Raw genomic sequence first — 21,715 nt, 5'->3', positions numbered from 1 at the left:
GAGACCTGCTCATGAGGCGCGGCGTCAGGCTCGGCGTCGACGTCGGCTCGGTCAGGATCGGCGTGGCCCGCAGTGACCCATCGGGTCTGCTGGCCACGCCCGTCGAGACCGTACGGCGAGGCCGGGGCGACCTCGGCAGGATCGCCTCGATCGCCGCCGAGCACGAGGTGGTCGAGATCGTCGTCGGGCTTCCGACATCGTTGTCGGGGCGGGAGAGCCACGCCGCCTCGGCCGCGCGGGAGTTCGCGGCGGAACTCGCCGTGAGGCTCGCGCCGACGCCGATCCGGCTCTACGACGAGCGGCTGACGACCGTGACGGCGCAGCAGGGCCTGCGGTCGAGCGGCGTGAAGGCGAAGAACCAGCGCGACGTCATCGACCAGGCCGCGGCCGTCGTGCTCCTGCAGGCGGCACTCGACTTCGAACGCGCGACAGGCAGGCCACCGGGACGACCCCTCGAGCCGCCAGGCGAACAGCCCGGCGAGGAAGCGAGTGGCGGGACCGCCAGGTGAGGCGGGCGACGGGCGTCGTGATCGGTGGCGCCGCCCTGGTCGCGGCCGCCATCGCGTTCGGTGTCCATTCCATCGTGCGGACGGCGCCGGGCGCCGAGGACTTCGAGGGCGCCGGGACCGGGACGGTCATGGTGGAGATCACTCCAGGCGCGAGCGCCGGCGAGATCGCGGAGACGCTCAAGCACGCGGGGGTCGTCGCCAGCGCCCAGTCGTTCGTCGACGAGGTGGTGCAGCGCTCGAAGGAGTCGAGCCTGCATCCCGGCCAGTACCGGCTGAAGCGGCGCATGGCGGCCTCCTCGGCCCTCGATCTGCTGCTCACGCCCGCGTCCCGCGTGATCAAGAGGGTCACCGTGCCGGAGGGCATGCGCCTGGCCGACGTGCTCGTCACCCTCGCCAACGGGTCCGGCATCCCGCTGGCCGACTTCAAGAAGGCGGTCGCGGAACCCGACGGGCTGCGCCTGCCGGCGTACGCCAAGGGACAGGTCGAGGGGTTCCTGTTCCCGGCCACCTACGAGATCGAGCCGACGGCCACTGCAGGGGACGTGCTCCGGAACATGGTCGTCCGGTTCCGCGCGGCGTCACAGCACGTCGACCTGGAAAGGCTGGCGGCCGAGCAGCGTCTGACACCGTTGGAGGCCGTCACGATGGCGAGCATCGTCCAGGCCGAAGGCGGCCAGGACGCGGATTATCCGAAGATCGCTAGAGTGATGTTCAACCGACTCCTCCGCGGCGGGAAGCTCGAGATGGACAGCACGGTCAACTACGCCCTGCGCAGGCACACTCTCAAGGTGTCGGAGCAGGACACCAAGACCGCGTCCCCGTACAACACCTACGCGCACGGGGGACTCCCGCCGGGACCGATCGGCAACCCCGGAGAGAAGGCGCTCCGAGCGGTGCTTCATCCCACTTCAGGTGATTGGTACTGGTTTGTGACCACCGATCCAGGCCGTAGAATCACCAAATTCACTGACAAAGAGGCGGAGTTCGTGAAATATCGGGAGGAGCTGAACAAGAACCTGGGGACGAACTAGCCGATCGAGGTGAGCCGTCCTCCTGAGGTTTCACATATCGGGTGTCCTTGCCCCGTGTAACGTCGAGCACGACACGGGACGAGCGACGACCCACCCCACCTGCCGGAACCCCCCTCGGTTTGGCACACTCGCTTGACGCGGAGCCGGTCGTACCGAGAGATTGGCCGACGCAACTATGAACGATCTGGGCATGGACTTCCTGCTAGGCGACGAGGACGAGGAGCGTCCCGGGCGCCGGTCCCGTGGCAGCCGCAGTCAGCAGCGCCGCAGTCGCAAGCGGAGGAAGAGGCAGCGCCGCAAGGGCGCGGCCGCCAGTGTGTTCGCCGTCCTGGTGATCCTTCTGATCCTTGCCGGCGTGGGGTATTTCGGCTACACCTGGGTCCGAGACGTGGTCACCGTGAAGGATTTCTCCGGACCCGGCACCGGTGAGGTCGTCGTTCAGATCGATGAGGGAGCCAACGCCTCCGACGTCGCCGTGAACCTGGAGAAGCAGGGCGTCGTGGCCAGCGCGCGCGCGTTCGTCAACGCGATCACCGCGGCGGGCAAGGGCAATTCGCTGCAGCCCGGCCAGTACAAGTTGCGCAAGGGGATGTCCGCGGCCTCTGCCGTCGAACTGCTCGATCCGAAGAACCGCATCCGCGACGACCTGACCTTCCAGGAGGGCCTGCGGCTCAGCAAGATCTACGAGCAGCTCGCCAAGGCGACGGGCAAGTCCGTCAACGACTTCAAGAAGGCGGCCAAGGGCGACATCGGCCTGCCCAAGTACGCCAACAAGCAACTCGAGGGCTTCGCGTTCCCGGCCACCTACGAGTTCAACGACAAGATGAGCGCGGCGGACATCCTCACCGCGATGGTCGACAGGTTCACCCAGACGGCCAACAAGGTCGACCTGGAGAAGCAGTCCGAGGCGATCGGTTACAGCCCGCGCGACGTCATGATCGTCGCGAGCATCGTGCAGGCCGAGTCGGGCAGCGTGGACGACATGCCGAAGGTGGCCCGGGTCATCTACAACCGGCTCCAGCGCAACCCGCCCATGCTGCTCCAGATGGACAGCACGACCATGTACGGCCTCAACAAGTACGGCATCGCCGCGACGCAGGCCGAGACCCAGAGCAAGTCCCGGTACAACACCTACCGGTATCAGGGACTGCCGCCGGGGCCGATCTCCAACCCCGGTGACCACGCGATCGAGGCCGCGCTCCACCCGGCGGACGGCGCCTGGCTCTGGTTCGTGACCACCGATCCCAAGAAGGGGATCACCAAGTTCACCGACAAGGAGTCGGAGTTCTGGAAACTCCGCGACGAGTTCAACCGGAACTACGGATGACCGTCGGACACCGGGCCGCGGTTCTCGGCTCTCCGATCGGGCACTCGTTGTCCCCGATCCTGCACCGTACGGCGTACGCCGCGCTGGGCCTGCGGGACTGGAGGTACGACTCGTTCGAGTGCACGGAGGAGGGGCTGCCCGCGCTGGTGGAGACGATGGGCTCGGAATGGGCCGGCCTGTCGCTGACGATGCCGCTCAAGCGCGCCGTGCTCCCGCTCCTGGAGACGGTCTCCGAGCTGGCGGTCCAGGTGGGGTCCGCGAACACCGTGGTCTTCCGGGACGGTGTGCGCCACGGGGAGAACACCGACGTCTACGGGATCGTCCAGGCGCTGGCGGAGACGGGGGTGTCGGCCCCCTCGGCCGTCACGATCCTCGGGGGCGGCGCCACGGCCGCCTCCGCCGTCGCGGCCGTCCGGGAGATGGGCCTGTCCGAGACGACCCTCGTCGTCAGGGAGGCCGCCCGCGCGGCGGAGACCCTGGAGGTCGCGGAGCGCCTCGGCGTCGCGGTGGCCGTGCGGACCTTCGACACGTTCGGCAGATCCTCCGTGGACGCGGATCTGATCGTCTCCACGCTGCCCTCCGGCGCCGCGGACGGTGTCGCCGACGAGATCGCGAGGGGCCTGCCCGAGAAGGGCGCCCTGCTCGACGTGGTCTACTCGCCCTGGCCCACCGTGCTGGCGAGAGCCGTACAGGAACGTGGGGGCACCGTCGTGAGCGGCTTTTCGATGTTGCTCCATCAGGCGGCCAGGCAGGTCGAGCTCATGACCGGCCACGGTGAGGTGCCCGTCGAGGCCATGCGCGCCGCCGGCGAGGCGGAGATCGCCCGGCGCTCGGCCTGATTCCGGAGGATCCGTCCAACGCGGTCAGGCCGGTCTCGCCGGGGAATGGTTCGGTGATCCGGCGTGGTTGTGGTAGCGTTAGCCATCGATCGGTCCGGCATGCCAGCTGGACGCGCAAGCGGAGGTCCTCCTCCCACCTGATCCGCCGAAAGGCAGACGGGTCAAGGATCACACCGGAGTTTTCGGCAGGAGAGCTCAGTGACCCCGCATGCGTGACGTGCGGGGTTTTTGGTTTTTCCTGCACGGTCGAGCACCAAGCGGAAGCCTTTTGGAGGTCCCATCAGCACCGAGCCCCGCATCAACGATCGTATTCGTGTGCCGGAGGTCCGCCTCGTCGGCCCGAACGGCGAGCAGGTCGGCATCGTTTCCATCGGAGATGCGCTGAAGCTGGCCCAGGAAAGCGATCTTGACCTCGTCGAGGTCGCCGCGACGGCCCGCCCGCCTGTCTGCAAACTCATGGACTACGGCAAGTTCAAGTACGAGTCGGCCATGAAGGCGCGCGAGGCCCGCCGCAACCAGGCACACACGATCATCAAGGAGATCAAGCTCCGGCCGAAGATCGATCCGCACGACTACGAGACCAAGAAGGGTCACGTCGTGCGCTTCCTCAAGGCGGGGGACAAGGTCAAGGTCACGATCATGTTCCGTGGTCGCGAGCAGTCCCGGCCCGAGCTGGGTTTCCGGCTGTTGCAGCGGCTCGCTGAGGACGTCACGGAGCTCGGGTTCGTCGAATCGCAGCCCAAGCAGGACGGCCGCAACATGATCATGGTGATCGGACCCCACAAGAAGAAGGCCGAGGCCAAGGCCGAGCGCGCCGCGGCGCGGGCACAGCGCGGAGACTCGCCGGTGGACCTGGCCGACGAGGCGACCGAGCAGGCTGAGGCATCCGCGTCTGTGGAGTGACCCCGCGCGAGCGGAGCGATCTCATGCGGGCGGGACGCGCCTCACGCGGGTGGAGCGATCTCACGCAAGCGGAGTGACGCGCCCCTTCTGAACCATCAGACGGAGCGCGGAGAAGCCGAGACCGAGACGGTCTCGAGGAGTGAGCATGCCGTCGGCCGGGGCACCAGCCCTGGGCCGGCGGTACGGACAACGAGGGAGAGACGGCTGACATGCCGAAGATGAAGACGCACAGCGGTGCGAAGAAGCGGTTCCGGCTCACCGGTACCGGCAAGGTCGTTCGCCGCCGTGCCAACCGGCAGCACCTGTTCGAGTACAAGCCGTCCACTCGTACGCGCCGTCTCGAGGGTGTCGTCGTCATGTCCGACGCCGACACGAAGAAGATCAAGAAGCTGCTCGCTAAGTAACGACCCCGGGGAGATAGTCAAATGGCACGCGTGAAGCGGGCGCTCAACGCCAAGAAGAAGCGCAGGGTCGTCCTCGAGCGGGCGAGCGGTTACCGGGGTCAGCGGTCGCGGCTGTACCGCAAGGCCAAGGAGCAGATGCTCCACTCCATGACCTATGCGTACCGGGACCGCAAGGACAGGAAGGGCAACTTCCGCCGCCTGTGGATCCAGCGCATCAACGCCGCGGTCCGGGCGAACGGCATGACCTACAACCGGTTCATCCAGGGCCTGCGGCTCGCGGGCATCGAGGTGGACCGCAAGATCCTCGCCGATCTCGCGGTGAACGACGCCCCGACCTTCGCCACGCTGGTCGAGTCCGCCAAGAAGGCGCTCCCGGCCGATGTGAACGCGCCGGTCGCGTAGTACTGCTCAAGTGAGGGCCCGCCGTGATCCGGCGGGCCCTCACTCACGTCGAGGGGGATCGAGTCAGGCATGGCGGAGCTCACCAACATCAGGTCGCCGCGGGTCAAGGCCGCGCGGCGGCTGACCAAGCGGGCCTTCCGCGACCGGGACAGGGCATTCCTGGCAGAAGGGCCTCAAGCGGTCCGCGAAGCCCTCACGATCGAGGACGTCACCGTCGAGTTGTTCGCCACGGCCGACGCCGAGGCGCGCCACCCCGACATCATCGCCGCGGCCACGGCCGCGGGCGTGCCGGTCCACCGCGCCAGTGGTGAGGTGATGGCCGATCTGACCCAGACCATCACGCCGCAGGGCATCCTGGCCGTCTGCCGGTTCGTCCACGTCCCTCTCGGCGAAGCCGTACCGGCCGGAGCCCGGCTGGTGGCCCTGCTGGCCCATGTGCGCGACCCGGGAAACGCCGGCACGGTCCTCCGTACCGCCGACGCGGCGGGCGCCGACGCGGTCGTGTTCACCGACGCGTCGGTCGACCCCTACAACGGCAAGTGCGTCCGGGCGAGCGCGGGCAGCCTCTTCCACCTTCCGGTGGCGACCGGGGCGCCCGTCGCGGAAGCCGTACGGCAGGCGAAGGACGCGGGGCTGCGGGTCCTCGCCGCGGACGGGGCCGGCACGCGGACCCTCGACGAGGTCGACCTGGCCCGCCCCACCGCCTGGCTGTTCGGCAACGAGGCGTGGGGACTGCCGCCCGAGCTTCTCGCACTGGCCGACGAGGTCGTCCGGGTGCCGATCTACGGACGGGCGGAAAGCCTCAACCTCGCCACCGCCGCAGCCGTGTGCTTGTACTCTTCCGCACGCGTGCAACGGCAGAATTTACATTCTGTGGAAGATCCCACCACCTCGCCCCGCTGAGGCTGCTGTCGGCCCCCGGAAACCCGCTATTGTCGGCGGTGGAGTCGCGCTGAGTCAGGCGGCGTGGTTCCGTTCCGCGGGGCTCCCGAGGGCTGAGGAGGCGGTCTCGTGCGACGTGGCGACACCCCCAGCGGTTCCCTTCACGGGGTCTCCGATGGGAGTGCGTACATCTGCGTCGACGAGCTTCCCGACGGGCTCGTCGCGGCCGACCACGAGGGCCGGATCCTCGTCGTCAACCGGGCCGCCGAGCGGCTGACCGGCGTCGGCCGGCAGACCGCGGTCGGCAGGCACATCACCGACGTCCTGCCCTTCCGCGATCTCGAAGGCCGTGACTGGTGGAAGTGGCTCGACCCGCGCGGCGGCCTGCGGACCCGCAGTCGCGCGCCGGAACGCCCGCTCAGCCTCCCCGGCCGCCAGGAGTTACTCGTGGCCGCCCGGTTCGTCCGTACGCCCGAGCGGGGCGGCCCCGTCGTCCGAGTAGTGATCACGATCAGGGACGCATCGGCCCGCGCCCGGGTCGAGCGGAGCAGGGCCGACCTCGTCTCCACCGTCGCCCATGAGCTCAGGTCCCCCCTGACCAGCGTGAAGGGATTCACCGCGACGCTCCTCGCCAAGTGGGAGCGATTCACCGACGCCCAGAAACTGGTCATGCTGGAGACGGTCAACGCCGACGCCGACCGTGTCACCCGGCTGATCACCGAGCTTCTCGACGTGTCCCGGATCGAGTCGGGCCGGCTGCAGGTGCGCCGGCAGGTCGTCGACGTTCCCGCCCGGGCCCGGAGGATCATCGCGGGCCGGGTGGCCGCCGGAGAGCCGGAGGACCGGTTCCGCCTTGAGGTCGGCGGCGAACTGCCTGAGACGTGGCTCGACCAGGACAAGATCGACCAGATCCTGGCGAACCTGGTGGAGAACGGCGTACGACACGGACGCGGTACGGTGTCCGTAGTGGTCGAGCCAGTCGAGTGGGGAGTAGCCGTGTCCGTCCGTGACCAGGGTGAGGGCGTCGCGCCCGAGCTGGTCGGGCGTGTCTTCCGCCAGTTCTGGCGGGGCAACGGGCGCCGCAGGGGCGGCACAGGGCTCGGCCTGTTCATCGTCAAGGGCCTGGTCGAGGCGCACGGCGGCACGATCAGCGTGCAGCGCGCCCCCGGTGGCGGTGCGGAGTTCCGATTTATCTTGCCCACCGGGGCTCCTGACTTCGCCTGAGCTGCGCCGTTCCGCGCGGCTCGCGCAGCGCGGATGACGGCCCGGTGGGCTGATCCCACTAAACTCGACCATGCTGGGCGCCCGGCGCTCGCACGCCCTGGATACGGAGCTCTCTCTTGTCGAACACCTATGACCCGGTCGAGGTGACGCCGTTGCACGCCGACGAAGTCGGGCGGGCGCAGGCCGACGCCCTCGCCGCGATCGCCGCGGCGCGTGACCTCGATGATCTGAAGACGGCGCGCCTCGCGCACGCCGGCGACCGTTCGCCGATCGCCCTGGCCAACCGGGAGATCGGTGCCCTGCCGCCGGCGGCCCGCTCCGAGGCGGGCAAGCGGATCGGCGCGGCCCGCAAGGCCATCGGCGAGGCGCTCGCCGCCCGCCAGGCCGAGCTCGAAGCCGAGCGTGACGCGCGCGTCCTCGTCGAGGAGACCGTCGACGTCTCACTGCCCTGGGACCGCGCTCCTCGCGGCGCCCGCCACCCGCTCACCACGCTGCAGGAGCGCATCGCCGACGCGTTCATCGCGATGGGCTACGAGATGGCGGAGGGACCCGAGCTCGAGGCCGAGTGGTTCAACTTCGACGCGCTGAACATCGCGCCCGATCATCCCGCCCGCTCCGACCACGACACGTTCTTCGTGGAGAGCACCGAGTCGGGGAAGGTGCTGCGCACCCAGACCTCGCCGGTCCAGATCCGCGCGCTGCTGTCGCGGCGGCTGCCCGTCTACGTGGTCTCGCCGGGCAAGACCTTCAGGACCGACGAGCTCGACGCCACCCACACCCCGGTCTTCCACCAGGTCGAGGGCCTGGCGATCGACAAGGGTCTGACGATGGCGCATCTGAAGGGAACCCTCGACCGGTTCGCCGAGGTGATGTTCGGTGAGGGCATCCGCACCCGTTTCCGGCCGAACTACTTCCCCTTCACCGAGCCGTCGGCCGAGATGGACCTGCTGTGCTTCGTCTGCCGCGGCTCGTCGGCCGTGCCGGGCAACCCGCCGTGCCGTACGTGCAAGTCGGAGGGCTGGATCGAGTGGGGCGGCTGCGGGATGGTCAACCCGCGCGTCCTCATCGCCTGCGGCGTCGACCCCGCCGTCTACTCCGGGTTCGCGTTCGGCATGGGCATCGAGCGCACGCTGATGTTCCGCCACAGCGCCGAGGACATGCGCGACATGGTCGAAGGCGACGTCCGGTTCACCCTGCCGTTCGGGATGGAGGTCTGATGAAGGTCCCGCTTTCATGGCTGCGGGAGTATGTCGATCTCCCCGCCGTCACGGCCCACGAGGTGGCCGACAAGCTCACCGCCGCCGGTCTGAAGCTCGAGTCGATCACCGCGCACGGCCACGAGATCAAGAACGTGGTCGTCGGACGCGTCCTCGCGATCGAGGAACTGGACGGCTTCAAGAAGCCGATCCGGCACTGCCGGGTGGAGGTGGGGGAGGCCGCGCCGCGTGAGATCGTCTGCGGCGCCGTCAACTTCGCCGAGGGCGCCGTGGTCCCGGTCGCGTTGCCGGGCGCCGTCCTCCCGGGCGGTTTCGAGATCGCTTCCCGCAAGACGTACGGCAGGCTGTCCGACGGGATGATCTGCTCGGAGGCCGAACTCGGCATCGCCGAGTCGTCCCCGGGCATCCTCCTGCTGCCGCCGGACACGCCCATCGGCGCGGACGTCGTCGAACTGCTGGGCCTGCGCGACGACGTGCTCGAGCTGGAGATCACCCCCGACCGGGGATACGCGCTGTCGATCCGCGGCGTCGCCCGTGAGGCGGCCACCGCGTTCGGCGTGCCGTTCCACGACCCGGGCGTCGTCGAGCCGCCCGCCGTGCCGGGCGAGTCGTGGCCGGCGTCGATCGCCGACCCCACGGCCTGCGACCGCTTCGTGCTGCGCTCGGTCTCCGGGTTCGATCCGGCGGCCGAGAGCCCGCTCTGGATGCGGCTGCGGCTGATGCGCGCGGGGATGCGGCCGGTCTCACTGGCCGTCGACGTGACGAACTACATCATGCTCGAGCTCGGGCAGCCGCTCCACGCCTTCGACCGCTCCCGGCTGTCCGGAGGCATCGTGGTGCGGCGGGCGCTGGCGGGCGAGACGCTGGAGACGCTCGACCACGTCGTCCGCAAGCTCCACGAGGACGACATCCTGATCACCGACGACTCGGGCCCGATCTCGATGGCGGGCACGATGGGCGGCCTGCACACCGAGATCTCCGGCACGTCGAGCGACATCGTGATCGAGGCCGCGCACTTCTCGGCCACCGGGATCGCGCGGGAGTCCCGCAGGCACAACCTGGTCAGTGAGGCGTCCAAGCGGTTCGAGCGCGGCGTCGACAGGGAGCTTCCACTGATCGCGTCGTGGCGTGCCGTGCAGCTCCTCGTCGAGCTGGGCGGTGCCACGGCTGAGCCGGGCGTCACCCACGCCCAGGTCGAGGCGGCGCCCCTCACGATCACCATCCCGGCGGGTCACCCCGGTCGTGTCGCCGGCCTGCCGTACACACGGGAGACCGTGATCCGGCGGCTCGAGCAGGTCGGCTGCACGGTGGCCGACGGCGCCGTCGCGGGCGTGCGCGGCGGGCAGGGCGTCGCCGCCACCGGTGTGGTGTCCAGCGGCGACCTGGCCGACAAGCTCGCCGTACAGGGAGACGACCTGATCACGGTGACGCCGCCGACGTGGCGTCCGGACATGACCGACCCCAACGACCTGGCGGAAGAGGTCATCAGGCTCGAGGGATACGAGCACCTGCCGTCGGTTCTGCCCGCCGCTCCCGCGGGGGCCGGGCTGACGGAGGCGCAGCGGCTGCGCCGGCGGGCCGGGCGGGCACTGGCCGCGTCGGGATATGTCGAGGTGTTGTCGTATCCGTTCATCGGCGAGCGTGACCTCGACGGCCTGCAGTTGCCCGAGGGTGACGCGCGCAGGAGGGTGAGCCGGCTGGTCAACCCGCTGAGCGAGGACGAGCCGTTCATGCGGACCACGTTGCTGCCCGGCCTGCTGAAGACGCTCGTCCGGAACGCGGGACGCGGGTTCGGCGACGTCGCGCTGTTCGAGATCGGGCTGGTCTACCGGCCGGAAGCGGACGCTCCGGCGTCGGCGCCGGTGCTCGCGGTCGATCGCAGGCCGGCTCCCGAGGAGCTCGCGGAGATCGAGAAGGCGCTGCCGCGGCAGCCGCTCCGGGCCGCCGTCGTGCTCGCCGGGGAGTTCGAGCGGTCGGGCTGGTGGGGTGCGGGGCGCCAGGCGTCCTGGGCGGACGCCGTTGAGGCCGCGCGCACGCTGGCCCGTGCGGCCGGAGTCGAGCTCGGCATCTCGGCGGACCAGCACGAACCGTGGCATCCCGGGCGTTGCGCGCTCCTGACCGTGGCAGACCCCGTCACCGGCGAGCCGGTGACGGTCGGTCACGCGGGTGAGCTGCACCCGCGCGTCGCCGAGGCGTATGGCCTGCCTCCGCGTACGGCGGCGATGGAGCTGGAGTTGTCCGCGCTCCCGTTGTCCGGCCCGGTGCAGACGCCCGTCGTGTCCGCCTACCCGGTGGCCACGCAGGACGTCGCGCTGATCGTGCCGGCGGACACGCCGGTCGCGAAGGTGGAGGCCGCGCTGCGTGAGGGGGCCGGGGATCTGCTCGAGGCGATCAGGCTGTTCGACGTCTACACGGGGGAGCAGGTGGGCGAGGGCAACAAGTCGCTGGCCTACAGCCTGCGGTTCCGGGCCGGCGACCGTACGCTCACGGTCGAGGAGACGACGGCGGCTCGTGACGCCGCCGTGGCCCTCGCCGCCGAGCGGACCGGAGCCCAACTCCGCGGAGCCTGACCGCTTCTGTGGGGCGTGACCCCTTGGGGTGTGACTCCTTGGGCTGCGACCCTTGGGGCGTGATCATGCACAAGTTCGGTGGCAGGCATGCTGACCGGCCCCGACCTTGTGCGTGATCATGCACGGGTTCGGGGGAAGGGGCGCCTGCCAGGGGCGATGCCGCGCGTGATCATGCACAGATTCGCTCGTGTGCGTACTGGTCAGGCCCGATGGGTTTCGTGATCATGCACGGATTCGGCGATTGGTGCGATGTCCAGGCCTTATGCGTGTGGTGATCATGCGAATCCGTTCGATTGCATGATCACCACACGTGTAGTGCCAGGTCGCGGCGGGTTTCTCCGAAAGTGTGCATGATCACGGTTGAGAAACTGGCTGCTCAGGGCGGCTGTTTCCGAACCTGTGCATGATCACGCTCAATGGGTGGGCTGGTCGGGCGGGCGATTTCCGAACCTGCGCATGATCACGCGGAGGTTCGGGGGGCGGGGTTACTTGCTGTAGAGCTCTAGTTCGTAGAGGGAGTAGCCGTAGGTAGTGCCTCGTTTGACGCCTTGCATTCGGACGTATCGGGCGTTGACCGGGGTGAAGGACACGTTGTCGATCCCGCCGTTCCCGCTGCTCGTCGAGTACGCCGGGGTCCAGGTGACGCCGTCGGTCGACGTGTCGATTCGGTACGACGACCCGTAGGCCGTCTCCCAGCGGAGGATCGCCCGTCCCACGCTCTTGGCCGAGCCGAGATCCACCTGGATGTACTGGTTGTCGGTCCAGTCGCTCGCCCAGCGGCTGGCGGGGTCGCCGTCGATGGCCTTCGCCGGGGTGTTCGGGCTCTGGGTGCCGTTCGCGCTCGCCGTCGCGCCCGCCGCCAGGTTGCCGATCGAGTCCCCACGGTGGGCGGGGAACGAGACCACCTGCTGGTAGGTCGGCCGGTTCTGCCACGAGATCAGCGGGTGCTTGACCCCGCCCAGCGGCGACTGCTGGATGGCGTCGGCACACCACTGGTTGCCCGCGGCGCACGACGCGTCGCCCGGGTAGGTGGTGGCCGCCGGCTCGGCCAGTGCCGAAGACAGGCTGTTCAGCAGGACCGTACGGCAGGCCGCCACGGTGTCACCGCAGAACTTGGCCGGCAGGGGAGAGGCCACCTGGTCACCGAGCACATTGCGGACGTCCTTGTCGACGTAGCCCCACCAGCCGTACTGGAACGAGGAGCCCTTGTGGGTCTGCGCCTCGTTCGCGGAGGTCGGGAAGGAGGACAGGTCGCCCTGCTGCTGCCCGGAGGGCGACTCGTTGATCTGCAGCGCGTTGACCAGGGACTGGTACAGCCCGTCGCCCAGGCCCGGCTTGAACTGGGCCCGAACGAGCTTCGGCCACCACGCGTCGAAGATGCGGATGGCGTCGGCGTTCGCGTACGTCTTGCTGCCGGGGGAGGTCTCGACCCGCTTGGCCCCGGACGACGCCCACGACGACAGCTTCGACACCGCCGACGCGAGGGCCGGGTCGGTCACGGCCGAGCTTTTGAGCACCCGGAGCAGGTTGGGCAGAACCTTCGTGCCGCGCAGGTCGGTCGTCGCGGCGGACGCCATGATCTTCACGGTGCCGCTGCGGTCGAGGGTTCCCGAGGCGAGGGCGGCCTTGACCGGAGCGTCGAGCAGGTCCGCGCGGTGGACGGGCCCGAAGCTGAAGTTGCCGTCCGCCGAGCCGTAGTCCTTGGCCTGCTTGTTGTTCCAGCTGACGAAGTAGTCCTGGTTGACCGCCTGAGGATGAGTGCTCGGAGCCGCGTAGTCGGCGGTGTTCGTCGAAGGATCGTATCCGGCCCACTCATGCGCGGCGTCGGCCGTCATCGGCAGGTTGGGGTCGGACACGGCCGACCTCACCGGGTCGCTTCCGGACATGAAGTACGCGGTGTCGGCCGAATTCACGTAGAACCAGTTGAACGCGAAGCCGATCGTGGAGGCGGAGTTCTGGAATGCGGCCGCCGAGCCCATCTCGGCGGGGTCGTTGAACATCTGGAAGCCGATCGCCGAGTCGGCCTCGTGCTGGTAGGTCGAGCGCAGCGTAGTGAAGGCCGTGGGGACACCGCCCACTGTGCCGCGCCAGCTCACCAGGCCGTACTTGGTCCGTTTGATCACAAGGTCGTAGGACCCGGCCGCGGTGGAGTCGGCCGTGGTCGGCTTCCAGGAGTTGGTCTTCTTCAACGTCTCCATGGCCGTGCAGGTGCCCTGGTAGAGGTAGTAGTTCGACGACGTCGTGGGCGCCCCGCCGTTCGGGTCGCAGAGCGTGATCGAATACGTGTCGGTGATGTCCTGCAGGCTCGAGGTGGCACTCCAGGCGTAGTCGGTTCCGCGGCCGAGCAGGACGTACAGGCTCAGCCCCGAGAAGGCGGCGCCGCGTGCCCGGATGCCCGGGCCGGACAGTTCCTCCAGCATGAGCAGTTGCGGTGCGAAGTAGCCGGTCTGCGGGCCGAACACGGCGATCGGGTGGCCGGTCGCGGACTTGTCCGCCGAGACGACGATGGCGTTCGACATGCTCGGCTTGCTGTTGTCGACGGTCAGGCCGGTGAGGGCGCTGGTCGCCGCGGTGGTGGAGGAGGTGGCCGTGCCCTGCTCGTTCTCGGTGATGTCCACGGGGGTCGTCGTGGCGTCGGGCAGCACGACTCCGGTCGCTCCGGCCGGGGCGTTCCCCGAGGGGAAGCTCTGCCCGTCATGCAGGGTCAGAACGGTCTCCGGGTCGTTCTGCTCGCGGAAGGCCTGCCACACCTGGTCGCCGACGGCCGTGCCGTACTTGGCCCGGGCCGCGACCCTGACCAGGGCCGACTGCATCTCGGCTCCGCCGCCACCGCCGAAGAGGCCGCCGATCACACCCGCGATCGCGACCAGGTCGGTCATCTGGAAGTCGACGGGCCCGCCAGCGTTGGTGATCGCGTCCATGTGGCCGGTGACGACGTACTCACCCGGGCAGTTCCGGTTGGCCATGCAGTAGTCGATGTAGGAGTTGATCCCGGCGATGTAGCTCTGGACGTCGGAGTAGAGCTGCGCGCCGCGCGGCCCGGAGTTCCTGAGCCGGTCGATCTGCGCCTGGAGGTCGGCCTCGGTGTAGGGGGAGTTGCGCCAGACGCTCTGCTCCAGCTCCCTGTTGCCCATCGCACCTCCGGCGAAGGGGGTCAGTTCGCCCCGGCCGACGTGGCGCATCAGGTCCATCAGCCAGAGGCGGTCCTGCGCTCCGGCGTATCCGGCGCCGAACATCGTGCCCGAACGGGTCGTGCCGGTGATGTGCGGGACGCCCGTCGCCTTGTCACGGACGATCGTCACGTCGGACCGGGGGCTGATCGTGCTCTCCACCTGGCCGGCGGGCACGCCGAACCCGCTGTCGTTGAAGAAGTTCGTGATCTGGTCGTCGGTCAGCCCGGTGTAGCCGGAGATCAGACCGGCGTACTTGCTCAGCTGGTCGGTGCTGTGGGTGGGGAAGGTGCCGAAGCCCTGGTTGCCGAGGATCTCGATGAGGGTGGCGTTGCCGTTCTGGCCGGGCGGCAGCACGTCGGCACACTGGCCGAGGCAGTAGTCGTCCGGAGGGAAGGCGGGTGCCGCCGAGGCGGGCACGGCCGGGAGGCCGAGAGCGAGCAGGGCGAACGCGGCGGCGGCCGTGATCGCCCGTCGAAGGCGCGCGTGCATGCGGGAACTACCCTTCGCGAGGTCGGGGGGTGAAGGGACAGCAGACGATGCTGTTCACGCGCGCGAACATGAGTGGGGCTCACTTCGGGACGATACTCGTTGGTAACCGTTGGGGCAATGGGGAAGTGAAGGGCATCTGTGACTGATCCCGATCACTGCGGTGAGATCGTTCTGTCACGGAGACCTTTCCGTTCGGACACAGGTCCGGTACGGCTGAACCCCGCGGGGGAGGCCCGTCGTGTTAGTCGCATGAGGCTTTTCGTGCTCCTCGGCGTCGCGTTTGTCCTGACTTCGTGCGGGACGGTGGAACCGCCCTCGCGTGCGGTCCCGCCTTCCGCGGTGGAATCACCCGGCGCCTCCGCCGCAGCGGCGCCGTCCGCTGAGCCGTGTCCGAAACAATGGGGCGGCGAAGGGATCGGGGGCTGGGTACCCGCGGCCTCGGACGTCGCCGGTGCCGCGGATTCGCTCGTTCCCGGCCGCCCTCTCGCGGCGTTGATCTGCGCGTATCCCGGCGTCAACACGGACCTGGGCGGCGAGCGCCTGGCCGGGACGCGCACGCTCACGGACGCGGGCCAACTGGCCCACGACCTCGGTTACCTCCCGGTCGGCTGGGACAACCTCGCGTGCACCAACATGGGCGGGCCGATGACGAACTACCTCGTCCGGTTCACCTACGCCGACGGGCGGTCGCTGTGGGTGGGCAGCGCCGAGGAGGTCAACCACTGCGCATTGACGACGAACGGCACCGCGACCAGCAGTACGTATGTGGGCGACCGCATCACCGACGCCTACCGGAAGGGGCCGGCGACGTCCGCTCGCGAGAAGGATCCGTGCCGCACGTGGATGGCACGCCGGGGACAGAACGCACGGATGGTCCCCGACGAGCCCACATCACTGGTGGTCTGCCGGCTCGACCCGCAGGGCGGGCAGGCGTCGCGGGCGGAGTACGGAACCGACGTGGCCAGGCCGTTGGCCACCATGTTGAACGCCTTGGACGCCCGGAAGAGCGACAACGACTGCCGGCAGACCGAGGACGCGGATCCCGGCGTCATCCTCCGTCTCGTGTTCGGCTACGCCGACGGGCCCCCGACGGCCGTCATGGTCCAGGCGTTCTGCAGGCCCTCAGTGAACAACGGGCTGCTCCAGGCGGACGGCGACGATCGGCTTCACCAGGAGGTCACGCGTCTCGCCCCCCGCTGAGCCCGGCACGCGGCCCGATGCCGTACGGCACCGGCGCGAGCTCCCCATCTCCTAACCTGGCCTGAACCCGCTCCACGTGCTGCGGGAAGATCCGAGCGCGACCCGTCAGCGAAACCGGCGGGCGTTGAGCCGGGCGGCCTGGCGCGTCAGGTGGTCGCGCTCGGCGAGGTTGGGTGCCTGGTGGGCTGCCTCGGCGTACAGCCGTGCCGCCGTCGCCAGGTCGCCGTCGCGTTCGTGGAGGTACGCCGCCACCGCGGTATGGCGGGGCAGCGAGTCGTCCAGCGCCGCGAGCGCCGCAAGGCCGGCGCGCGGTCCGTCGGCCTCGCCGACGGCCACCGCGCGGTTGAGCCGGACCACCGGGCTGTCGGTCAGGCGCGCGAGCTCGTCGTACCACTCGACGATCTGCACCCAGTCGGTCTCCCCGGCGGTGGGTGCGTCAGCGTGGAGGGCGGCGATGGCGGCCTGGGCCTGGAACTCGCCCAGCCGGTCGTGGGCGAGTGCCGCCTGCAGGATCTCGATGCCCTCGGCGATCGACTCGGTGTCCCACCGGCCGCGGTCCTGCTCGGCGAGCGTCACCAGGCCGCCGTCGGGCGCGGTCCGGGCGGCGCGCCGGGCGTGGTGGAGCAGCATGAGGGCGAGCAGCCCCGCCACCTCGGGGTGGTCGATCGCGGCCGCGAGCTTCCGGGTGAGCCGGATGGCCTCGGCGGCGAGGTCGACGTCGCCGGAGTAGCCCTCGTTGAAGACCAGGTAGAGGACGCGCAGCACGGTGGCGACGTCGCCGGGCTGGTCGAACCGCACGCCGGAGACGGTGCGCTTGGCCCGGCTGATGCGCTGCGCCATGGTCGCCTCGGGCACCAGGTAGGCCTGGGCGATCTGGCGGGTGGTCAGCCCGCCGACGGCGCGTAGCGTGAGCGCGACCGCGGACGACGGCGTCAGCGACGGGTGGGCGCACAGGAAGTAGAGCTGGAGCGTGTCGTCCACCGCGGGCGCGGGCCCGGGCATCGGTTCCTCGTCGACGAGGTCCTCACGCCGGCGGCGGGCGGTGTCCGCCCGGGTCGCGTCGAGGAACTGGTGCCAGGCCACGGTGACCAGCCAGCCCTTCGGGTCCCGAGGCGGGTCGGCCGGCCAGACGTGGACCGCCTTGACCAGCGCGTCCTGTACGGCGTCCTCGGCCGCCGCGAAGTCGGCTCCGCGGCGGACGAGGATCCCGAGCACACTCGGCGTGAGGCTCCGGAGCAGGGCCTCGTTCACTTCAGAGTGCACTCCGTGGTGGTGGGTGAATGGGCCAGGAACGGGCGCAGCTCAAGCCACTCGTGGATCGGCTTCCCGCCCGCCCCAGGGGCGGCCGACAGTTCCCCGGCCAGCTCGACGGCGCGCTCGTAGCTGTCGACGTCGATCACCATCCAGCCGGCGATGAGGTCCTTGGTCTCGGCGAACGGGCCGTCGGTGACCGGTGGGTGACCTTCGCCGTCGTACCGGACGAACATTCCCCCGGGGGCGAGCGCCTGACTGTCGACGAACTCGCCGGTCTCCTCGAGCCGGGCCGCGAAGTCGTTCATGTACTGCACGTGGGCCGAGATCTCCTCCGGCGTCCACTGGTCCATGGGCACGTCGTTGACCGCGGCCGGGGCGCCGCGGTAGTGCTTGAGCAGCAAATACTTGGCCATCGTGTTTCTCCTCGGTGCTGACGCGACCCATTCTGGTCGCGTTCACAGCCGGGGACGGAGCCGGTCACGGATTCTCGACATCGCCGCCCGAATCTTTTCGCACGGGTCCGCCCAGTTGTATGGGATCTCAACGATCAAGCCGACGCCCTGAGGCGGGACCGCCTAACCGCAGTGGGACCAACTGCTCTTCCAGCTGGCCGTGCCGTACCCACCGCCCCAGCTCACGCAGGTGCTCGCGGCCGACAGCCGAAGCGGGCCCGCGTAGGCGGTGTAGTCGCCGGAGTCGCTGTCGGTGGAGCCGCCCTGTACCTGCAGGACGGCACTCATCTTGATCTTCTGTGTGACGACGTACTTCGACATCGTGACCACACAGTTCTTGCCCGACCCGCTGCTGTAAAGCAGGTAGATGGTGGCACCGTTCAGGGAGTGCGAGTCGATGACCTTGTACCCGGACCCGCATACCTGGGTTGCCGTGTACGGGTTCGGTTTGGCGGGTGTCGCGGGAGGGGCGGAACTCGGCGGGGGTGCCGACGGGGTGGGTGACGAAGGCGGCTGCGCGGGGCTGGTCGATCGCGGTGAGGTATTCGCGGAAGGGGACCGGGAAGTCGCCGTCGCGGGTGTGGGAGCAGTGGCGTCGGCCACGTTCGGGCCCTTGGTCACAGAGGTCTTGTCCGGCGACTTCCCATTAGTGGCCTGTGCGGCTGAAGGCCGGTCATCTGCGGCCTGACCGTCGTCCTGGGTCTGGACGCCGCCGGGCGCGTCCGCGGCCTGCGCCTGCTGCGTGATGACGGTGGTGGATCCGCCGGATCCGCCGGATCCGCCGGACGGCCTCGTGAGCGCCAGGGTGCCGACGATCAGGGCGGTACAGGCGACCACCACCGAGACCGTCAGCGTGACGGCGCGGCGCGGCTTGCCTTTGCCCACGTGCGTCTGGTCGACCACGTGTCCGTCGTTCCCGGCATGGACACCAGCCCCGGTCCTGTTATTTGAGCTGTCGAGTGGTTGACCGGTACGTGGCGCACGGGCGTTTCGGTGACTTTCGCTGCTCCACTGGTCGCCCGTGCTCGCTCCGGCCGGTTGCTGACCCATCAGGTAGGCCGCCACCTCCTCGGCTGAGGGGCGGCGGGCGGGATCCTTGGACAGGCATGCGGCGACCACGTCACGCAGCGGTGCGTCCAGGGCGGTGACGTCGGGCTGCTCGTTGAGGATGCGCTGAATCACCGCCGGGATGGTGTCCGAACCGAAAGCGGGAGTGCCGGTGGCGGCGAACACCATGGTGATGCCCCAGGCGAACATGTCCGCCGCGGGCGTCACGTTCGCACCGTGGACTTGCTCGGGGGCCAGGTAGGAGGGCGTGCCGAGGGTGTCTCCGGTGGCCGTCGTGCCGGGTGTGTCCAGCGCCTTGGCGATGCCGAAGTCGATGACGACGGGACCTTCCGGGCCCATCAGCACATTGGCCGGCTTGAAGTCGCGGTGCAGGATACCCGCCCGGTGGATCGCGGCCAGAGCGGTTACGGTGCTGATCGCCAGACGGTCGAGTGAGGCGCCTCGCCGCGGTCCTTCGCGCTGCACGAGTTCGCGCAGCGATGGCCCCGGGACGTACTCGCTGACGATGTAGGGCTGGTTGCCTTCGAGGTCGGCGTGCAGGACGGGGGCGGTGCAGAATCGGGCGACCCGCAGGGCGACCGAGACCTCGCGCAGGAACCTGGCGCGGGCGTCGGGATCGCTGGAGAGCCGGGCGTGCAGCAGCTTGACCGCGACCTGATCGCCTGATGGTGATCGGCCGAGGTAGACCGCGCCCTGTGCGCCTTCTCCGATGCGCGCCACGATTTCGAAGTCGCCGAGGCGGCGCGGGTCGTCGACCGTGAGTTCCTGCGCCACACCGACTCCCCGATAGCGGATTTAGCACGACTTGTGCGGCAGAACAGTATCAGTGAGGCGGTGGATGCGGAGATCGCCGGAGCGGAGGCCGGAGTCGCCTCGTACGGTCGAGTCGTCGCACCTTTCCTGGACGCGAGTCCTGTGCGATGAGGAGAATCCCTCCGGCGGAAACAATTCCGCCATATCGGTGTGATGCCTTCAGCTTCTATTTCTTGTCATTCATCTAACGTCTCATTCGTGGATTGAGAAGGCGTTCGTCGAGCGCAATTCAGGGGGCGCTGCCGCGTCATTCAAGGATGATCTCTCTGTTCGTACGGCCCTCGGCCGCGTCGGCTGGCGATGGAAGCCGAACGTGGTGATCGTGGTGCATTCCTGGTCCGCGACGATCGCACGGAACCGACACCCGAATGCCGCCGCCCGGCCGGTTTACGGCTGGTGCCCTGCCCCGCGGCGGCGAATCCCTGTCGAGATCCGCCCGTTCGTCGTCAGCGCCCAGGTGACCGCAGCAGCGCCTGGCGGGCCGAGTTCGCCATCCACTCCTGAGCGCGATCGAAGCTCCAGCCTCGCTCCCCGACGAGCAGGAACCAGGCGCGCTGGCCCAGAAAGAACCAGAGGAGGTCGACGGCCAGCGCATGGTCCAGGTCCGAGCGAAGCGCGTCCAAGTCGACCAGGCGATCTGCCACTGTGGACAGGGCCTTGAGGTACGCGGTGATCCCCTCGCTGTAGACCTCCGTGGCGCCGGGGTCCCCGAGACCGTCGTGGAGCAGGCCGTACAGAACGTCCCAGTGCCGCTCATGGGTACGGCGAGTGCCCTCGGCGGTGATGTCGATGATCGCCCCCGGATCGGTGCACGCCGCCACCGCTTCGAGGACCTCCGCCACGATGGGGTCGTTCACGGCGGAAGCCAGGAGCGCGGCCAAGATCGCCGTCTTGCCTCCCGTGCTGCTGTAGACCGTCTGCACCGCCACCCGGGCCGCCGCCGCGATCTGGGCGACCGTCACCTCCGGGTAGCCGCGGGCGAGGAACAACTCCCGCGCGCTCTGCATGATCGCCGTCCGGGTCTCCGCGGCCGCGTCCATGCGACGGGGGGAGTGGTACCTGCTCATGCCCGTATCATCCCATTCTTCTGTGGTTATGCCCACATTGACTAGAGATGTCTCTATTGACTAGCGTCCTCAATCATGCTGAACACACCTGCTGAACCCATGGCCGTTCTGGAGACCCGTCTCGTGCACAACGTGCACCGGCAGGCGACCGCCTTGCTGGTCGAAGCCGCCGGACGGCCCTCGGTGCCCGCCGCCGCGCTGGCCGAACTGCGCGACTTCCTGGTCGCGCACCTGCACCACCATCACGAGAGCGAAGACGACGACCTGTGGCCGATGATCACCGCCGTCGCTCCCCAAACTGCCGAGGGGCTCGCCGCGCTCAGCGTCGAACACCACCGGCTCGATGCCGCCCTTGACGCCCTGGGCGGGGCAACGGTGGCGGACGGCGCGGACCGGGCTGTTCTCCGGGAGGCCGCGACCGCGGTGCGTGACCTGGTTCTCCACCACTTGGCAGACGAGGAACCGCTGCTCTTCCCCGCTTTGCGTGATCAAGTGTCCCCGGAAGCCTGGGCGGATTTCTCCAAGAAGGTGATCGAGACGTCACCGACCCTGGCAGCGCACCTGCTGGTCGGATTCTTCGACCGGGTGGGCACTGCGGAGGAGGTCGCGCTCGCGCTGCCCCCGATTCCCGAGCCCGTCCTGGCGGCCATGCGGCGGCAGGCTCAGGCGACCTTCGAGGCGCTGGAGGAGACCGGCTGAGAGTCGCTGGTCGGCTGCCCTGACGTGGATCCTCACCGTCGCCCGTGCGGGGGCCGGGCGTTCTCAAGTGCTCACTAAGGGTGGCGCCGGCTCTGCCGTATGGAGCCTTCTCGTCGGCGGCCGGCATTTCTCCGCGCCAGAGCAAAGGCGGATTCGCCGCCTGCCGGCCGATTTCAAATGGAGTACGGATTG

The 21,715-nt window shown here is 69.2% G+C and carries 18 protein-coding genes; 13 read left to right on the top strand and 5 right to left on the bottom strand.

Annotation, left to right across the window (positions count from 1 at the left end; genetic code table 11):
* The first annotated feature begins 11 nt into the window (after nt 1-11).
* The 11 genes from ruvX to Psi02_RS33415 all read left to right on the top strand — a co-directional run bounded on the left by ruvX (nt 12) and on the right by Psi02_RS33415 (nt 11,308).
* A complete protein-coding gene (gene ruvX, locus Psi02_RS33465; protein WP_203979866.1) occupies nt 12-509 on the top strand; it encodes a Holliday junction resolvase RuvX in 498 nt (165 codons plus the stop codon).
* Nucleotides 506-1,540 carry an endolytic transglycosylase MltG gene (mltG, locus tag Psi02_RS33460; protein WP_239095380.1) on the top strand — a complete coding sequence of 345 codons (1,035 nt, stop codon included), beginning with the start codon at nt 506-508 and terminating at the stop codon, nt 1,538-1,540. The genes ruvX and mltG (Psi02_RS33460) overlap by 4 nt, the downstream gene beginning before the upstream one ends.
* A gap of 190 nt (nt 1,541-1,730) precedes the next feature.
* Nucleotides 1,731-2,867, top strand: a complete 1,137-nt coding sequence (gene mltG / locus Psi02_RS33455; RefSeq protein ID WP_239095379.1) for an endolytic transglycosylase MltG — start codon at nt 1,731-1,733, stop codon at nt 2,865-2,867.
* The gene (locus Psi02_RS33450) at nt 2,864-3,706 is read left to right on the top strand and encodes a shikimate dehydrogenase (protein ID WP_203979864.1); all 843 of its coding nucleotides are present in this window, start codon (nt 2,864-2,866) and stop codon (nt 3,704-3,706) included. The genes mltG (Psi02_RS33455) and Psi02_RS33450 overlap by 4 nt, the downstream gene beginning before the upstream one ends.
* Nucleotides 3,707-3,934: 228 nt before the next feature.
* Entirely contained in the window at nt 3,935-4,609 is a 675-nt protein-coding gene (infC, locus tag Psi02_RS33445; protein ID WP_203979863.1) for a translation initiation factor IF-3, read from the top strand.
* A gap of 209 nt (nt 4,610-4,818) precedes the next feature.
* Nucleotides 4,819-5,013: a 50S ribosomal protein L35 gene (rpmI, locus tag Psi02_RS33440; RefSeq protein WP_203979862.1), complete on the top strand. Its 195-nt coding sequence runs from the start codon at nt 4,819-4,821 to the stop codon at nt 5,011-5,013.
* Between the two features lie 21 nt (nt 5,014-5,034).
* Nucleotides 5,035-5,415, top strand: coding sequence for a 50S ribosomal protein L20 (rplT, locus tag Psi02_RS33435; RefSeq protein WP_203957890.1), 381 nt, complete (start codon nt 5,035-5,037; stop codon nt 5,413-5,415).
* A 69-nt stretch (nt 5,416-5,484) separates the two neighbouring features.
* Complete coding sequence (locus Psi02_RS33430; protein ID WP_203979861.1) at nt 5,485-6,318, top strand: TrmH family RNA methyltransferase; 834 nt, start codon at nt 5,485-5,487, stop codon at nt 6,316-6,318.
* Between the two features lie 168 nt (nt 6,319-6,486).
* Entirely contained in the window at nt 6,487-7,521 is a 1,035-nt protein-coding gene (locus tag Psi02_RS33425) for a sensor histidine kinase (protein ID WP_239095389.1), read from the top strand.
* A gap of 116 nt (nt 7,522-7,637) precedes the next feature.
* Nucleotides 7,638-8,738, top strand: coding sequence for a phenylalanine--tRNA ligase subunit alpha (pheS, locus tag Psi02_RS33420; RefSeq protein WP_203979859.1), 1,101 nt, complete (start codon nt 7,638-7,640; stop codon nt 8,736-8,738).
* Nucleotides 8,738-11,308: a phenylalanine--tRNA ligase subunit beta gene (locus Psi02_RS33415; protein WP_203979858.1), complete on the top strand. Its 2,571-nt coding sequence runs from the start codon at nt 8,738-8,740 to the stop codon at nt 11,306-11,308. The genes pheS and Psi02_RS33415 overlap by 1 nt, the downstream gene beginning before the upstream one ends.
* Before the next feature lie 485 nt (nt 11,309-11,793).
* On the opposite strand, the gene Psi02_RS33410 is transcribed toward Psi02_RS33415, so the two are convergent.
* The gene (locus Psi02_RS33410; RefSeq protein ID WP_203979857.1) at nt 11,794-14,970 is read right to left on the bottom strand and encodes a penicillin acylase family protein; all 3,177 of its coding nucleotides are present in this window, start codon (nt 14,968-14,970) and stop codon (nt 11,794-11,796) included.
* Between the two features lie 492 nt (nt 14,971-15,462).
* On the opposite strand from Psi02_RS33410, the gene Psi02_RS33405 reads away from it, so the two are divergent.
* Entirely contained in the window at nt 15,463-16,170 is a 708-nt protein-coding gene (locus tag Psi02_RS33405) for a hypothetical protein (protein ID WP_203979856.1), read from the top strand.
* A gap of 105 nt (nt 16,171-16,275) precedes the next feature.
* On the opposite strand, the gene Psi02_RS33400 is transcribed toward Psi02_RS33405, so the two are convergent.
* The 4 genes from Psi02_RS33400 to Psi02_RS33385 form a co-directional block, all read right to left on the bottom strand.
* Complete coding sequence (locus tag Psi02_RS33400) at nt 16,276-17,421, bottom strand: RNA polymerase sigma factor (protein ID WP_203979914.1); 1,146 nt, start codon at nt 17,419-17,421, stop codon at nt 16,276-16,278.
* Nucleotides 17,418-17,837, bottom strand: a complete 420-nt coding sequence (locus Psi02_RS33395; RefSeq protein WP_203979855.1) for a YciI family protein — start codon at nt 17,835-17,837, stop codon at nt 17,418-17,420. The genes Psi02_RS33400 and Psi02_RS33395 overlap by 4 nt, the downstream gene beginning before the upstream one ends.
* Before the next feature lie 162 nt (nt 17,838-17,999).
* Complete coding sequence (locus Psi02_RS33390) at nt 18,000-19,718, bottom strand: serine/threonine-protein kinase (protein ID WP_203979854.1); 1,719 nt, start codon at nt 19,716-19,718, stop codon at nt 18,000-18,002.
* Nucleotides 19,719-20,203: 485 nt separating this feature from the next.
* Nucleotides 20,204-20,824, bottom strand: coding sequence for a TetR family transcriptional regulator (locus tag Psi02_RS33385; protein ID WP_203979853.1), 621 nt, complete (start codon nt 20,822-20,824; stop codon nt 20,204-20,206).
* 75 nt (nt 20,825-20,899) lie between these two features.
* Here Psi02_RS33385 and Psi02_RS33380 point away from each other — a divergent pair, with 75 nt between their 5' ends.
* The gene (locus Psi02_RS33380; RefSeq protein WP_203979852.1) at nt 20,900-21,523 is read left to right on the top strand and encodes a hemerythrin domain-containing protein; all 624 of its coding nucleotides are present in this window, start codon (nt 20,900-20,902) and stop codon (nt 21,521-21,523) included.
* The last annotated feature ends 192 nt before the right edge of the window (nt 21,524-21,715 follow it).

Origin of the sequence: Planotetraspora silvatica, from assembly GCF_016863315.1 — a bacterium.
In the GTDB taxonomy this organism is placed as follows: Bacteria; Actinomycetota; Actinomycetes; order Streptosporangiales; family Streptosporangiaceae; genus Planotetraspora; species Planotetraspora silvatica.
This window is presented reverse-complemented; position numbering and strand designations above follow the sequence as displayed.